The sequence below is a fragment of the Wolbachia endosymbiont (group A) of Pogonocherus hispidulus genome, from assembly GCF_964028195.1.
Lineage (GTDB): Bacteria > Pseudomonadota > Alphaproteobacteria > Rickettsiales > Anaplasmataceae > Wolbachia.
In genome coordinates this window covers 1347515-1363635 of record NZ_OZ034750.1, presented here as the reverse complement: position 1 = coordinate 1363635, position 16121 = coordinate 1347515, and the positions used below count along the sequence as shown (strand labels likewise).

The window sequence follows — 16121 nt, the reverse complement described above, 5'->3', positions numbered from 1 at the left end:
AGGCTTTATCTAGTAAGGCTTTTTAAAATTGGCTGTATTTTGTTTTTTACGTATACCGGATCACAATCAGCCAATATACATGTGTGCACAAAATCTTGACTAAAGTCTGACAACCAAGAAATCGCCTTACGTTTCTCTACCAAGCTTTCTGTTTTTTTACAGTTACTTGCTGCATCAGTCATTGCCTGTGCTATCACTGATTTCCACAGTATACAGTACCGTTGTATATCATCTGACGTACTGTTTGCTTCGTAATGGTGAAAAAATTCTTTGAAATTGAAGTTGTTTGACATGATGATACCTCTTTGGATTGAAATTTGAAATGATTTGAGTTTATGTCGCCACAGCAGATCCCGCTAACAAGTAGCGGAATGACGAGTTACTTAACCGTCATACCTTAACATAGATCCCGCTAACAAGCAGCGGGATGACGGTTGTCAGGGTGTCATCCAGTATTCTCTTCCCTGTCATCCCAGTGCGTGACACTTGTATCTTTATGATGTGAGGTATTAGAGCTAAAATATCTCACAGGGAGGGTGAAGCCAACTTGACACTAATGCCAATAAGGCTGAATCCCAGATTTTGCTCCCCTCCCATAGAGTTAGAAGACTGAACAGTATCTTTGGAATTATATCCCGTATTTACAAGAACTCTCAATTTATTTATAGTCTTGGAGGCAGTTTTATGCAAGTAAATGCTATTTTAGGTGTAGATATTTCTAAAAAGAAATTTGATGTTTGTTTGCTAATAAACGATAAGAAACGGCACAAAGTCTTTTGAAGACGGCTTTACAAAACTTGTAGTGTGGTGCAATGGACATGGAGCAAACCTTATTCATCTTTGTCTTGAAGCAACTAGCTGGTGTGGTGAAGATTTGGCTACTTTTATGCACGACTTGGGACATAACGTAAGTGTAGTAAATCCAGAAGGCTTTTGGCAAAAGTGAACTGCTCAGCCGATAAATCAGATGCAGCTATAGATTTTGTATCGCTAATAAACCTGCTCTTTGGAAACCTATTTCCCCTGAAGTTAGGCATTTAAGAGAGCTTTATCGTTGCATGCAATCACTTAAAGACGACAAGTTGCAACAGATGAACCGTTTGGAAAATAAAAATATGCACTCCAGCTGCAAAAACGCTAGATCCGAAGTAATTTCAACAATAGATGCACAAATTGCTATCCTGGAAAAAGAAATTGATGAGCATATTAATCACTATCCATACCTAAAAAATATGATAGAAAACCTCAAAACTGTAAAAGGCATAGGATATCTTACTGCTGTTGCTGTTATCGCAGAAACGCCGTCAGTTGATAATTTTAGTCATGCTAACAGCTTTTGCCGCCAGAACATCATCAATCTGGATCGTCAATAAGTAGAAGAAGCCGAATATGTAAAATAGGATCTGAGCGTATTCGAAAAGCTTTTTATATGCCAGCTATAGTAGTACAATCATCATTTTCAAAAATTTTGTCAGCGTTTAACGAGTAAAGGAAAGTGTCCAAAAGTCGTAGTTTTAGCCTTGATGAGAAAACTGATGCATGTCTTTTTTGGTATTCTTAAAAACAATCAGCCATTTAATTGTAAATTAATTGTTTGACATGAGAGACAGTATCTGGGATCCAGAAGACTTGATTACAAAAAATATATCATACAGCGTTTTGATTAAATTGTGTAGAAACTGGATTCCAGCGCCACGCGCTGGAATGACATCATTTGCTATGCAAATTGCTTTTAGAAAGATAAACGTTCGTATAGTTGTGTGCGGTATAAGGTAAAGTTACGTTAGCTATTGAACTTAAAACATATCTCAGCTATACTTTGCGATAAAGTTAATAAAAATTTTAATAAAATCAGTAAGACTAACCTCTAGCTAAAATGAATACAAAGTGAGCTTTTTTGATATAAATAGTGTTAGAATAATTGGTAAGTGCTTTATCAATTTTTTGTTAAGGCTTGGTAGTGTATTCATATTTTTTATTCAATCTCTATACCACTGCTTTGTGCCACCATATTATTTTAGCAACGTAGCAAGACAAATTATAGAGATAGGCTTTTTCTCTCTGCCAATTGTTGGGCTCACTGGAGTTTTCATAGGAGCGGCGATAGTTTTACAAAGTAGCTTGAGTGGTCCATTGATTGATCAAGAACAGATAATACCCAAACTTGTTATGATCACTATCATTAAAGAGTTAGGACCAGTTTTGATCAGCTTAATAATGGTAGGGAAGGTTGGATCATCAATTGCAGCAGAAATTGGTACAATGCGCATCACCGAGCAAATAGATGCCCTTACAACTTTGAACATCAACCCTTTCAAATATTTAATTGCACCAAGGATTTTAGCGTCAATCATAGTATTTCCCATACTTACAGTATGTGCAGATCTAATAGGAATATTTGGAGGGTATGTCACTGCAGTCTTCGAATTTAACCACAATTTAAATATATACATAAAATACACAGCTCAGTTCTTTAATACGTACGATTTTATAACTGGGCTAGCTAAAGCAACTGCATTTGGCACTATAATTTCTGTCTCAAGCTGCTATTACGGTTATCATTGCAAAGAAGGTGCACGAGGAGTAGGTGTTGCTACAACATCAACTGTTGTTTTTTCGTCCATACTGATCATTTTAGCAAACTACATGATTACTTTGATACATGCGTAACCCCATAATATCAATATTAAACTTAAGCTTATCTTTTGATGATAGGACAGTACTAAAAGATCTAAATTTTGATATATCGAAAGGGGAATCATTAGTCATACTTGGTAGCTCAGGAAGTGGCAAATCGGTACTAACAAAAACAATTATCGGCTTGCTTGCTCCAGACTCAGGGTCTGTTAAAATAAATAGTAAAAGTAAAAATAAATTTGGGGTTTTATTTCAAAATTCCGCTTTATTTGACTACGTTACAGTGTGGGAAAATATATCTTTTAATTATAAAAAGCGCTTTAATATCAGCAAAAAGGAGGCAAAACAGCTAGCAATCGAGAAGTTAAATGATGTTGGACTGGAGGAAAGCATAGCAGATATGTTTCCAATAGAGCTATCAGGCGGAATGAAAAAAAGAGTAGCACTTGCAAGGGCGATTGCACACAATCCAGAAATCATCGTATTGGATGAGCCAACTTCAGGATTGGACCCAATTATGTCAGATATAGTAAACGAGATAATAATAAAATTATCTAAAGATCTTAACACTACAATTATCACGATTACACATGATATTCATAGCGCATTTAAAATAGCTGATAAAATAGCAGTATTATATGAAGGGGAGATCATTTCCCATGGAACTGTTCAGGAAATACAAAATACTAATAACGAATATATAAAAAAATTCATTCGTTATATATAGCTAAAGATATATACACTATTGCTAACAATCAATATTTGTGATAGAATAATAGCTTAAGGTTGAGAGTAAAAATTTATGAGTGAAGCTCAAGGTCCAAATATTGCAGAATGGCAAGCGCAGCAGCAACACCAAGAAGCCGCTGGTGAGAAAAGTGGTTTTGGTCTTGGTCATAGTGACTCTGTTTCAACAGTCGTGGATGGAATGAAATGGTTGTTCAACTTTCATGAAGGGGCGATTGCTGCTTATAATAATGTGTTTGAAAGTTTGGTGAGTGGTAGTAGTCTAGTAACACTGTTTGGAAAATTAGGTAATATGTTTGGCATAAAATTTCTTGAAAGCCTTGCAGAACATTTTTCAGGTGGAGGTGGGGAAGATATGCCATCAGAAGGAATGGATATGGCTCATGGTGATGAGGGACATCACTCAGATGATTACCCTCATGCTAATAATGAAATAGCTCATAATGCTGATGGTTTGCAAGACATGCATGACGCAGGTGATTACCATGGTCAATCTTTTTCACCTGGTCCTTCACCATCTGTTGGCGATGACCACGGGCATGAACTTGGTTAAACGCTTAAAAACTATTGAATAGTTGGGAGAAAGCTTCGCAAGAAAAGTTGCTATTGTTATGAGTTTGTCTTAGTGAAAAAGGTTTCAGTTTTAGGATCAACAGGAAGTGTTGGAAAAAAGACTGTAGATTTGCTCTCAAAGAGAAAAGAAGAATACCAAGTGGAAGCACTAAGTGCCCATTCAGACTTTGCTCTACTGGCACACCAAGCAAAACTGCTGAATGCAAAATACGTTGCTATCTCCGATGAAAGGTTTTACAAAGATTTAAGAGAAAACCTACTTGGCACAGATGTAAAAATAGCAATTGGCGCTACAAATATTGCTACCATACCTGTTGATCTCTCAGTTGTTGCAATAATTGGCATTGCAGGCCTTGAGCCAGTTATGCACATCATAGAAAGCGGTACTAAAGTCATTGCACTAGCAAACAAAGAAAGCATTGTTTGCGGTGGAAAGTTATTACTCAAAAAAGCTAAAGAAAAAAACGTACAAATAATCCCTATCGACTCTGAACACAACGCAATTTTTCAAGTTTTGCAAAATGACGACAAATGCGTAGAAAAGATCATACTTACTGCTTCTGGTGGACCATTCTTAAACTATAGTTCTGAGCAATTAAGAAATGTCATGGTAGATCAGGCGCTTAGTCACCCCACTTGGAATATGGGAAAGAAAATCTCGGTTGATAGTGCAACAATGACGAATAAGGCACTAGAGATAATAGAAGCACATAACTTGTTTAACATCAGCCCGGATAAAATTGAAGCAATAGTGCATCCTGAGTCAATAGTACATGGAATTGTAACTTATAAGGATGGGTTCAACTTTGCTGTGCTTGCAGAAACTGACATGGCAATCCCCATTTCATATGCTCTATCTTGGCCAGAAAGATTAGTTTTAAATTATAAATTAGATTTAACAAAGCAAGGAAAATTGACCTTTCAAGAGGCAGACCATAAGCGTTTTCCTGCGCTAAAGCTTAGCATAGAAGTGTTAAACTCTTCTGCTCCACAAACAAACAGTATTGTGCTCAATGCTGCAAATGAAATAGCTGTTAATGAATTTTTGAAGTCACGAATCGGCTTTTTAGAAATAGTAGAGGTAGTGGAATCAACAATGGAAAATTTTGATAGTTATACTGATATTAATTCACTATCTGATATAATAAATATTGATTGTGAAAGCCGTGTTATTGCTAATAAAATTGTTGAAAGTAAAATTATTGCGTATAGCTAGAGTAATGTAACCAGACTGCATTCTGTGATTTTTAGCAAAACACGATCTTTCATTTGAGCTTTCTTCAATTTAAAGTAAATACAGAAACTAGCTATCTTCAAAAATATGGTTGAATAATTGTATCCGTTCAGCCAATGGCGTCAACTTAAGGGATGTTAAGGAGTAAAATACTACAAGAGACAGCACTTTTGTTTCTATTTTATTTCAACAAAAAAGTTTAAAATGTGTCATTTTTAGGTGAGGCATGCAAAAAGGAAAAGATCTTATCTTACAAATTAAAAATGCAATATACTCGAAAACTTTTCAGAAAATCCATTGTGTTGAGTTTTACACGAACAAGAAAACTTCCTTTTTCGACAGTATTTTCTATGATTTTAAAGTTAGTTAAAAAAAGTTTGGGAATAGAATGTGAACTTATGGAGCCGTTGACATGTAAAACTCCACCCTCAAAGCAAGCTTTTTCTAAAGCAAGGTATAAGATTTGCCATACAGGCTTTCAAGAATTTAAGCATCCAAACAGCCTATCATGATGAACCTGAGTATGGAACTTGGAGAGGCTATAGACTTATTGCAGCAGATGGTTCTGGTATGAGATTACCCAGCTCTGAGGAAATTGTATCCGAGTTTGGCCGCTTTAAACCAAATGGAACAACAGGCACAATGCCACCATTGGCAATTTGTTTGTTGATTTGTGTACTTCGCTGATTTGTAGTGCTCGTCTTGCGGCTTGGAATATAGGTGAATAAACGTTGGCGGAAGAGCAATTACCCGAAGTTATCACTCAAATGCGTTCATTAAATCAAGAGAAATTATTATTTATCTATGATCGTCTTCAGTAAAATTCATTCAGCAGCATGATGATTTGGAAGTAGATTTTATTTTTCGCTTGCAAAAAAGAAATTATAGCAAGCTATGGGAACGCTGGCGAATTAGATTTTGATTTTATATTGGAAAATGAAAAGCTAAAAAATAAAATGAAAGGACAGAAAGTAAGAGTTATAGTGCTGACATTAGCCAACGGAGAAACAGAGCTTTTTGATCGAGACTTTGGAAGATATCAGTAAAGCTTATGTATTAAGGTGGCACATAGAGGAGTGCTATAAACGACTCAAAGTAGGAGCAGAGTTAGAGAATTTTTCTGGAGAGGCTGTATTACAAGAATTTTGGGCAAACTTGGTCATGTGCAATATATTATCGCTTCATATCACAAGGGCCTTGGAACCCAGATCAAATTGCTGAGTATCGTTTAAATTTTTCAGTTTTATTTGGTGTGATGAGACAGAAACTTTATCAAGTGCTTGTTGCGCCAAAAGATTTTCAAGCCCTTTTTGATAGAGCAAGTATACGCGCTAAAGTTAAGATCCGACCGGGAAGATTGTATAGCTGCGATAAAGTAGATAAGCCTAAACGCCATCATGTCTTTAGGAGAGTTTGCTAATGTATGCTCTTAAGTTGACGCCATTGACTGTTCTCCCTCGTCATACCGTCACGGTATCTCTAGATCCCGCTAACAAGCAGCGGGATAACGAGGTTATCGTCATGCCACCGCAGACCGTCATACCGCGATTCATTCGCGGTATCTCATCAGCTAACAAGCAGCGGGACGACAGCAGTCCTACGTCATACTACCGCAAACCGTCATACCGCTAACAAGCAGCGGGATGACGGTTGTCAGGCTAGTACCTTCTCCTGTCATCCCAGTGCCCAGACACTGGGATCCAGAAAAGTTTGCTTGTAAGCAAGCAAACTAGCATAGAAAGTGGTTGTTAAAACACAACGTTTTCGATGAGATTATATGGAAAACTGGATTCCAGTGTCAAGCACTGGAATGACACCCTCCTGATGGGCCCAAATCACAATGTTCGTACAGTTGTGGGTTTAGCACCCCTTCAATTCCCAAACACCCCTCCCACATTAGAATTATTAAGTTCACTCAAAAGAGGAGCACTTGGAGAAGTATCCTGAAGATAGCTTCTTACCGCTCCTTTAGCCTTCTCAATATTATCTGATTCTTTCTCATGCTTCATATGAAAAGCTAAACCACCAGCAAAACATACGAGAGAATTAACGCCAAGGATAGCTAAACCCCACACTGGTAAGACTGGGTAAAACACGCAAGTTATCAAAGCTACCAAAGAAACAGCACTAACCGCAAATTCTATATTCCTGAACATTTTAAGTTTATTATCAAGATAATCTATTTTTTCTTCCTTTCTAGCTGCTTTTTTGCTACTATGGTACCAAAAGCACATACCAATATGGAAAGCAACACACACAACTGCAGCTACTATACCTAAAGCTAATAACTTCCTATTATCTTCTGATTCTTTTTTCTTATCTTCTCTGCTTTCGTTATGACCGTAGTTAATATTCGTTACATTAGTAGTGTGACCACGCCCACCAAATAAAGAATCGATACAACATTGTAATAGCAAATAATCCCAAAAACTTAAGCCGGTATTTTGTGTATGTACATGTATAACCTGAGGGCTTGTAGTTTGCTGATCTCTTCCGCTTCCTGTATTTTGTCCATTGCCTGAGTTTCGACCTGTAAATTCTTTATATATCTTTTCAAAATTTCCCTCACTCCAAGTTAAATTGCTTCCGGTACTTGTTGTATTACAATGCTGTAGAAACCCTTCAATATTATTACTACCACCTGATTTCTTTATATAGGCCAATGCATACCTTTTTAAAACACTATCACTTGCTACCATAAATACCCTCTTAAGTTAAGACTAAATTAATAAATACTTATTATAACAAAGTAACGTCTTCTTGTCAAATCAACCATAACTTAATACCCAGTTAATATCCTTTCCACCAGCTCTTTTACTGTCGGTACGTAGCCATTCTCATAAAACGGATCTTGCTTAAATTTGTACACATTGTGCCCGGAAAACATGAGTTCGTTCTCAATATTACCATCGTGTATAATGTTTTGCAGTGTTTTTTGTATGCAAAAACTACGTGGATCTGGCTTTCGTCCTGTTGAATGGTCGCCGTGATCTCTCCAATTGCTAAACAAACAATGACTTAAGCATCCCATACAATTGATTTGATCTTGTCTTATCTCTGCAAACTTGCCTGGCGTCACAAAAATAACAGTTGTATCTGGAGTTTTCATTGCTTCTGTATACCCTGCTTTAGTCCATGTATTTGCCAGCTCTTTGTCTTTTGAAGTAAGGTAGATCTTCCTACCTCTGCTACCCATTGCAAATTCACTACTAAATTCTTCGCTGGCATTTTCTGAAAACTTTATTTGACGTGAATTCCGTTTCTGCAACTCACGTATGAAGTTATTTTTTACTGCAGATGAGTAAAACCCTGTTGGACTGAATTTATTTAAAAATACATCACCTTCTTCTAAAGTGAGTAGCTTCTTTTTCCACTCTGCAGAAATTGGGCTTTCTTTCGTCAAAAGTGGACGAGTGCCAAACTGAAAAGCTATTGGTCCAATTTGCAGATTGTCAAACCAATGTTCCCAATCTTTCAAATGCCACACTCCTCCTGCCATAACAATTGGTGTTTCTGAAAGACCGATCTCGTTCATGAAAGATCTAAGCTCTGCAACTCTTTCAAATGGAGCCTGTGGTAGCTTTGGGTCTTCACTGTTACTGAGTCCATTGTGCCCTCCAGCAAGCCATGGATCTTCATACACTACTCCACCAAGCAAATAGGAAGATATTCTTTGGTAAGTACGCTTCCATAATGCTTTAAAAGCACGCACCGATGAGACAATAGGGTAATAATAAACCTGATATTTAGCTGCAATTTCTCCAAGCCTATAAGGCATACCAGCACCGCAGGTAATACCATGAACTAAGCCTTTTGCTTTTTCTAATATGCCATGAAGCACGCGTTCTGCTGCTCCCATCTCCCAAAGCACATTCATATGTATTCTTCCATGACCTTTTGATATTTCATTCGCTATTTTTGCCTGACTGATTCCAGCTTTAATACTATACTCAATCAATTCACTGTGTTTTTCATTTCTTGTTTTGCCTTTGTAAATCAGCTGCACTAACTCACCATTATCATCAATAAGCTTAGCATTTGCACCAGAAAACGTACCCACAGCATCTGCTGCAGCAAATGCTCCGCTTGATCTCCCATCACTAATTGCAATGCCTTTGCCGCCCTCGATGATTGGCCACACTTCCTTTCCTGAAATTACTATCTTTTTTATCTTATTTTTCAAAACTTCCTCGCAATCTTTCACTCTATTTTACTTAATTACTAAAAAAATAATAGCTGTTTATTTTTTCCTATATCATCAGAGCCTCTGCATAGCCAAATTTGGGTTTTGAGTAGACACGCAAGAAAAAGCAACTACTGTAAATATAGTTTCGAAAGAAGTCTAATGTATTTTGCTATATGATCATAGGTCTAACAGGCGGAATTGGGGTAGGAAAGAGCTTTGTAGCTAATTGCTTTCAAGAGTTTGGTGCTGCTGTGTTTGATGCTGATTCTGTTGTACACCAACTTTATAAAGTGGATAAAAGCATAATAAGTTATGCAGAAAAAAATTTTCCTGGAGTGGTAGTAAATGGTGAAATAGGTAGAACAGTACTGTCTAAATATTTCTTAGCCTACGATGAAAATTGGAAACAATTTCAATCTTTGGTTCACTCTGCTGTGCTGCGTGAATTAGAATTTTTTATTGCCAAGGAAAAAAAGATCGATAGAAAGCTTTTAGTTTTAGATGTGCCACTTCTATTAGAAACAAAATTTCATTCATACTGTGATCTTATTATTTTTATCTATGCAGATAGCGTTGTGCAAGCTCAAAGACTTAACGAACGCAACATAGATAAAGAAAAGCTAAATTTAATCTCCGATGTTCAGTTATCTATTGAGGAAAAAAGGAAGATGAGTGACTTTATTATCGATACCAGTGTAAGTAAAGAGCATGTTTTTTCTCAAGTAAAAGATATAGTGGATTCATTAAACCTAAACACGTAGCTCTACGTCATACCGCCGCAGTATCTCTTGGCCGCTAACAAGCGGGATGACGAGCTTATCTTCATACTGCCGCGAACCGCCATACCGCCGCGGTATCTCTAGATCCCGCTAACAAGCAGCGGAATGACGATTGTCGATAAATCTAAGTTACTTTAGCAACAGTTATTCTCCACCAAATTACTCCAAATTTTAGTTGTATTATTTGCGGATTTCACTGCTGAAATCTCAAATTTTGAGCTTGTGTTCAAAAATGATTCAACTGACCTGCCAAAAAAATCGTATCTCCACCCCTTGAATAGTTTATCTATCTGCCCAGATATTGACCCGGTTAACTCATCTTTTGAAGAAACTAATTTCCTTGATATGTTACTTTCTTTACATTTACTATCTAAAATAATTGAGAGTATATCGAATACAGATTTGTCATAATTATTCGGTAAGATGCTGTTTTGCTGCATCCAATTTTTTTCATTTTCATTAAAAATATTCACAAACTCTAGTAAATCTGCATCTTTTATATTTTTTGCATTCCTCTTGAGATCATCTAAAATCTCATCAACATGCTCTACATTTTTTTCAATAAAACCAGCTATTACAGCATTATTAATTACTTTATTACGATTCATATTATAGCGCTGTGCTAAGGTCTCTTGCCATTCACTAACTGCTTTAACAGTTAATACCAATCTTGGATTTGCTTCATAATTAAATTTAATTCTCTTCCATGCATCTTTTGGACTATGTAAATACTTATTTATATTAACTATTGATTCCATCTCTTCTTGAAACCAACACATCCTATTATTTTCTTCAAGTTTATTGCACAATATTTGGTATAAGTCATATAGGTGTACCACGTCGTTTATTGCATAGTCTAACTGATCCTCGGACAACGGACGCCTTAACCAATCTGAATTTTTAGCTTTAATTTTATCCAGCACTACTCCTTGATATTGCTCTACTACTTTTGAGTAACCAATAAAGTCATGATAATAATGACAAAACATAGCGGCAACTTGGGTATCAAAAATGGGAGTGGGAATACATTTAAACACAGTGAGTAAGGATTCTATATCCTGCCGGCAGCTATGAAACACTTTGGTTATCCCCTGATTTAGCATTATTTTCTTAATGAATGATAAATCAATTTCTGGCACTAATGCATCTACAATAAAACTCTTCTCTCCGTAAGAAATTTGAATTAACGATAATTTTGGGTAGTAGGTTAAATTATTTCTAATGAACTCCGTGTCAACTGCTATAAATTTCGGCTTTTTTGCTATCAACCCCTCACATATGTCCTCCAGCTCCGACGTTGTATTAATTAACATATGTTTTTCATTCAGTGGTTCTACTTTATCACTTACATTAAATTTTTGCAATTAGTGACTTCTTGCAGAACTTTCTATAGCTAAAGTGACTTAGGTTCTCTAATTGCACATAAGTCAACAATAATTTTCACACAAATCAAAACAGCATATCTGCTCCATAATCCTTGGTAATTCCACATAAGTTAAAAATAGCATATGGTTCTCTCCGCGGTCTGATATGACAATAAAGCCGCATTATACTTGTTAGGCGGAAGTGGACGGCAACATGTTTACCCATAAGTGTTGAAAGTAATACAAAAAGGATATAAAGAGCTATTATTGCAGAAAAATGGAGGCAATAATGGATCAAATAGAAGGCATATTAAACTTAATTAAAGACAAGGATTTGGAAAGGCTAGGAAAATTAAGTGAGATAGATAAATGCAATACTAAGTTAGTGGGCAAAATCATATTTAAAGGCTTAATGAAGTTAATATTAATGGGTCAGAAAACAAGCTTAAGAGCATTAGCAATGGTAATAAACAGGTGTGTGATAGATAAAAATGATGACAAAAGTACAGTCACATAAAGTGGCTTGTCGAAAAGGTTAAAAGTTCTGATTATTTTAAGGGAGTATATATTGATCTGATAAACAAAGTTGAAAAATTGTTGCCCAAAAAAACGTCACATGATTTACATAGATTTGATTCAACAATCATAAATTTATCAGGGTATCTTATAAAAGATGGACTAAAGTTAGGTAACCAAAGTAATAAGTCAAAGTAAGTCTGGGATTAAAAGGACAATTGCCAACAAGTATAAGGTTTTGTAAAGGGCAAGAAGAAGGTAGTGAAGACATAGCACTGGTAAGGGCAATCAACGAAGCAAAAGTTAAAAAAGAGGATATTTTGCTATTTGATAGGGGAATCAGAAAGGTTGGAACTTTTGCTGAGTTTGATGAGAAGGAATACAAATTTATAACAAGAGTTGAAACAAGCAGAAAGCATGATGTTGTAAGTAGGAGTAAAGTTATTCAAGGACAACAGCAAGATGGATCAGAAATTTTAGAAGATATAATAGTTAATCTTTATCGCGCACAGGGCAAAATTGCAGAAAAGCATAACTTACGTTTGATAAAAATCAAAAACAAGGCAGGAAATGAAATATGGTTTTTAACTAACTTGTTTACGATGCCTGCTTATGATGTTGCACAGGCGTATAGGCGAAGGTGGGACATAGAAGTATTCTTCAAATTTATAAAGCAAAACCTTGGATATAAACACTTTTTGAGCCATAGCATGAACGGAATGAAAGTATATATTTATATGATTATTATTACAGCCCTGCTGTTTCTCGTTTATAAAATTAAAAACAATTTACATGGATTTAAAATGGCATTATTGCAATTTACACTAGATCTTAATGATTCTTTTATACGCTCAATTGTTTTACTATCAGGAGGTAATTTACATGTTGTCGATCATCTTATATCACGCCATTTTTGATACTTTCAACACTTATGGAGGCTGGCGGGGAAGGTCCGCCGGTCTACTCTCCCTATAGCAGTGGGAATAGCAGTTGGAGCTTGTTGTCTGGTTGCTGCTGCAATCATATACTATTGTAATAGACCTTCAAATTCACTTGAAAATAGCAAGGTCCAAGGGTTTTCTGGAAACCATGAACAACCTACTCTGTAAAATTCACAAGACCTATTAAAATATTTTTTTACTTTTCATCGTATATTTCTCAACATATTATCTTTAAATACTAAAATAATTAACAATATGGCATTATTAATAGTTGAATCACCTGCGAAAGCAAAGACAATAGGCAAATATTTAAGTAAAGAGTTCAAAGTAGCTGCATCCTTTGGACATGTGAGGGATCTTCCAGCAAAAAACGGTTCTGTCGATCCGGATAATGATTTTGCTATAAAGTATGAAACCATTGAAAAAGCAGAAAAGTATATAAAAGAGTTAGTAAAAGCAGCGAGTAAAGCATCAGATATATATCTTGCAACAGACCCAGACAGAGAAGGGGAAGCAATGGCTTGGCATGTGATAGAGACATTAAAAGAAAAGAAAGCAATCAGTAATGAAAACAACATTTATAGAGTAGTCTTTAATGAGATAACAAAGAGAGCAGTTCAAGAAGCAATAAAGAATCCACGTGAAATTAATATGGACTTAGTGCGCGCACAGCAAACACGCAGAGCTTTGGATTATCTAGTTGGATTTAGTTTGTCACCACTGTTATGGACGAAATTGTCGGGGAGCAAGTCTGCAGGGCGAGTGCAGTCTGTTGCATTAAAGCTTATATGCGAACGGGAAGATGAAATCAGTAAGTTTATAACACAGGAGTATTGGAGCATAAAGGCAGAAATGCAAAATAGCAAAGATGAGGCTTTTTTTGCTATGCTAAGCCACTATGATAATAAAAAGCTAGAAAAATTTGATATTAAGAATGAAGAAGAGGCAAAGAACTTAGTCAGGGAGATTGAGTCAAGGCAGTATGCTGTAAGCACAGTAGAACGCAAGCAAGTTAAGAGAAACCCGCTTCCTCCATTTATTACTTCAAGTCTTCAGCAAGATGCAGTGAATAAGCTGTATTTTAACGTGAAAAATGTTATGCGCATAGCGCAAAATTTATATGAAGGTATCGATATTGGTGGTGAAACTGTAGGGTTGATAACTTACATGCGTACAGATGGGTTTCATATTGCAGATGAGGCTATAAACTCAATTAGAGGGTCAATTAAGTCGTTATATGGTGATAAATATTTACCACAGTCTCCTCGTAAATATGTAAAAAAGGTCAAAAATGCTCAAGAAGCACATGAAGCAATTCGTCCAACTGATATTAATAGAACGCCGGGTAGTATTAAGGATTACTTAACGCCAGAGCAATTTAAATTGTACGATTTAATCTGGAAAAGAACCATTGCAAGTCAAATGGAATCGGCGATTCTTGATCAAGTGGTAGTTGAAATTAGTTCTACTGATCAGAAAGTGATTCTGCGAGCAAGTGGATCAAGTATATTCTTTGATGGTTTTTATAAAGTCTATCAAGATAACATGGAAGCCGAAAATGAAGGCCTGCTACCTGCCATGAAGGAAGGGGAAGCGTGTAAGCTGATTTCAGTTGAGCCAAAACAGCATTTCACTCAACCGCCACCTCGTTATAGTGAAGCAAGTATTGTTAAAAAAATGGAAGAAATCGGTATAGGTCGCCCATCAACTTATGCAACAATTATTTCGGTATTACAAGATCGTGAGTATGTTTCATTGGATAGCAAAAGATTTATTCCAAGCAGCCGCGGTAAAATCGTTACTATATTTTTAGAAACTTTTTTTCAGCGTTGTGTAGAGTATGATTTCACAGCACAAATGGAAGAAAAGCTTGATTTAATCTCAAATGGACATGCAGATTGGAAAAAAGAATTAGGCCACTTTTGGGTGCCATTTTTTGGTCATGTAAACTCTGTCAAGCAAATGACGCATGATGAAGTTTTCAGCGGCATTCACGATTTGGTAATCGATTGGTTTTGTTCAGAAGAAGGAAAAAAAGAGGTGAATACGAAATGTCCTATTTGCTCTGATGGCATATTGAAATTGAACTTTGGGCGAACAGGAGTGTTCCTTGGATGTTCTAACTATCCTGAATGCAACCATACAAAAGAAATTACGGGCAGTAATGACAATTCAGAATATCCAAAAAGTTTAGGTATAGATGATATAACAGGACAAGAGGTAGTAATTAAAAAAGGTCCTTTTGGGCTTTACCTGCAGTTTAATAATGAGTCAGAAAAGAAAAAAGCGGTTCCTATACCAAAAGATATAAATGTTAATGAGATTGATCTGAGCACCGCTACTCAATTACTTTCCTTGCCGAAAGTAATCGGAGAACACCCAAAAACCGGAAAGGAAGTAAAAATAGGCCTTGGACGATTCGGGTACTATATTTTCTATGATGGTAGATACTTTTCTCTTAAGAAAAGCTCCAAAGAGGTGCTGAATACAGAATTGAGCGAAGCTGTACAAATTATTGCAAACAGTCCACGCAAAGAGTTAAAACCTCTCGGGGTTAATGAAAAAGGAAAAGAAGTTTTCATCTGCAACGGTAGGTATGGATTCTATATAAAATGCGGTAAAACGAACGTTGCTTTGGGCAAGAGTGCAGATATTGAGAGTATAGATTTGAAGAAGGCTTTAGAGTTGATTAAGAATAAAAAGTAGACTTCTTGCATAACCATATAACATTGGGAATAGAAACGAAAAAACTTACTTGACAAACTCCGCCAGCCCCCTTATCATGAAACTGAAGCTATTTATTTATCTTCGCAATCTGTGCAGGTTAATGACAAAAAACTTAGGGTATTTGGCGTCTCATGTTTAATTTTTCGCACTACGTGCATCGCATGTCTTTAAAAATTTCTGGGTTTTTACCTATATAAGCCGAAACGCGCTTACAAAGCGTTTAAGACAGCAAAAAACGTCAAATTGACAAGGGAGAATTTGAATGCTAGCTACTACGGGGTTTCTTTGCCTTTTTTCCTGCTTAGTAAATTTCTTAAACACTTGCGGTGTAGGTTAGTTGCAAGTTAAAAGCAGCTAAATCGCTCTTAATCAAGCGTTTTAGAATAAAAAAACGCCGATATTTTAGTACATAGTAAA

General features: G+C 36.2%; 12 protein-coding genes and 2 pseudogenes. 10 read left to right on the top strand and 4 right to left on the bottom strand.

What is annotated here, in order from left to right; genetic code table 11:
- Positions 1–5 precede the first annotated feature (5 nt).
- On the bottom strand, positions 6–293 hold the full coding sequence (locus tag ABWU58_RS06610; RefSeq protein ID WP_265025998.1) for a hypothetical protein: 288 nt from the start codon (positions 291–293) through the stop codon (positions 6–8).
- Positions 294–1058: 765 nt separating this feature from the next.
- Between ABWU58_RS06610 and ABWU58_RS06605 the strand changes: the two are divergent.
- From ABWU58_RS06605 to ABWU58_RS06580, 6 genes and pseudogenes are all read left to right on the top strand, one after another.
- A pseudogene (locus ABWU58_RS06605) lies at positions 1059–1489 on the top strand (transposase).
- Between the two features lie 398 nt (positions 1490–1887).
- Positions 1888–2670, top strand: a complete 783-nt coding sequence (locus ABWU58_RS06600) for an MlaE family ABC transporter permease (protein ID WP_353282970.1) — start codon at positions 1888–1890, stop codon at positions 2668–2670.
- Positions 2663–3364, top strand: a complete 702-nt coding sequence (locus tag ABWU58_RS06595) for an ABC transporter ATP-binding protein (protein ID WP_353282969.1) — start codon at positions 2663–2665, stop codon at positions 3362–3364. The genes ABWU58_RS06600 and ABWU58_RS06595 overlap by 8 nt, the downstream gene beginning before the upstream one ends.
- 75 nt (positions 3365–3439) lie before the next feature.
- Complete coding sequence (locus ABWU58_RS06590) at positions 3440–3937, top strand: hypothetical protein (protein ID WP_353282968.1); 498 nt, start codon at positions 3440–3442, stop codon at positions 3935–3937.
- 72 nt (positions 3938–4009) lie between these two features.
- Positions 4010–5173, top strand: coding sequence for a 1-deoxy-D-xylulose-5-phosphate reductoisomerase (gene dxr, locus ABWU58_RS06585; RefSeq protein WP_353282967.1), 1164 nt, complete (start codon positions 4010–4012; stop codon positions 5171–5173).
- Between the two features lie 244 nt (positions 5174–5417).
- Positions 5418–6611: pseudogene (locus ABWU58_RS06580) on the top strand (IS4 family transposase).
- Between the two features lie 451 nt (positions 6612–7062).
- Here the strand turns inward: ABWU58_RS06580 and ABWU58_RS06570 are convergent.
- Both ABWU58_RS06570 and ABWU58_RS06565 read right to left on the bottom strand, forming a co-directional pair.
- Complete coding sequence (locus ABWU58_RS06570) at positions 7063–7890, bottom strand: hypothetical protein (RefSeq protein ID WP_353282966.1); 828 nt, start codon at positions 7888–7890, stop codon at positions 7063–7065.
- Between the two features lie 80 nt (positions 7891–7970).
- Positions 7971–9374: an NAD(P)H-dependent flavin oxidoreductase gene (locus tag ABWU58_RS06565; RefSeq protein WP_353282965.1), complete on the bottom strand. Its 1404-nt coding sequence runs from the start codon at positions 9372–9374 to the stop codon at positions 7971–7973.
- A 176-nt stretch (positions 9375–9550) separates the two neighbouring features.
- Here ABWU58_RS06565 and coaE point away from each other — a divergent pair, with 176 nt between their 5' ends.
- On the top strand, positions 9551–10138 hold the full coding sequence (coaE, locus tag ABWU58_RS06560) for a dephospho-CoA kinase (protein ID WP_353282964.1): 588 nt from the start codon (positions 9551–9553) through the stop codon (positions 10136–10138).
- Between the two features lie 152 nt (positions 10139–10290).
- Here the strand turns inward: coaE and ABWU58_RS06555 are convergent, their stop codons facing one another.
- Complete coding sequence (locus tag ABWU58_RS06555; protein WP_353283737.1) at positions 10291–11469, bottom strand: ribonuclease D; 1179 nt, start codon at positions 11467–11469, stop codon at positions 10291–10293.
- A 340-nt stretch (positions 11470–11809) separates the two neighbouring features.
- Here ABWU58_RS06555 and ABWU58_RS06550 point away from each other — a divergent pair, with 340 nt between their 5' ends.
- From ABWU58_RS06550 to topA, 3 genes are all read left to right on the top strand, one after another.
- A complete protein-coding gene (locus tag ABWU58_RS06550) occupies positions 11810–12037 on the top strand; it encodes a hypothetical protein (protein WP_353282963.1) in 228 nt (75 codons plus the stop codon).
- A gap of 217 nt (positions 12038–12254) precedes the next feature.
- Positions 12255–12953 carry an IS4 family transposase gene (locus ABWU58_RS06545; protein ID WP_353282756.1) on the top strand — a complete coding sequence of 233 codons (699 nt, stop codon included), beginning with the start codon at positions 12255–12257 and terminating at the stop codon, positions 12951–12953.
- 279 nt (positions 12954–13232) lie between these two features.
- Positions 13233–15683, top strand: a complete 2451-nt coding sequence (gene topA, locus ABWU58_RS06540) for a type I DNA topoisomerase (RefSeq protein WP_353282962.1) — start codon at positions 13233–13235, stop codon at positions 15681–15683.
- Positions 15684–16121 lie beyond the last annotated feature (438 nt).

Excerpts from the sequence above, each read along its gene's own strand:
- topA (WP_353282962.1), top strand. The coding sequence starts at position 13,233 with ATGGCATTATTAATAGTTGAATCACCTGCGAAAGCAAAGACAATAGGC.
- ABWU58_RS06610 (WP_265025998.1), bottom strand. The coding sequence starts at position 293 with ATGTCAAACAACTTCAATTTCAAAGAATTTTTTCACCATTACGAAGCA.
- ABWU58_RS06595 (WP_353282969.1), top strand. The coding sequence starts at position 2,663 with ATGCGTAACCCCATAATATCAATATTAAACTTAAGCTTATCTTTTGAT.
- ABWU58_RS06570 (WP_353282966.1), bottom strand. The coding sequence starts at position 7,890 with ATGGTAGCAAGTGATAGTGTTTTAAAAAGGTATGCATTGGCCTATATA.
- coaE (WP_353282964.1), top strand. The coding sequence starts at position 9,551 with ATGATCATAGGTCTAACAGGCGGAATTGGGGTAGGAAAGAGCTTTGTA.
- ABWU58_RS06555 (WP_353283737.1), bottom strand. The coding sequence starts at position 11,469 with ATGTTAATTAATACAACGTCGGAGCTGGAGGACATATGTGAGGGGTTG.
- ABWU58_RS06550 (WP_353282963.1), top strand. The coding sequence starts at position 11,810 with ATGGATCAAATAGAAGGCATATTAAACTTAATTAAAGACAAGGATTTG.
- ABWU58_RS06590 (WP_353282968.1), top strand. The coding sequence starts at position 3,440 with ATGAGTGAAGCTCAAGGTCCAAATATTGCAGAATGGCAAGCGCAGCAG.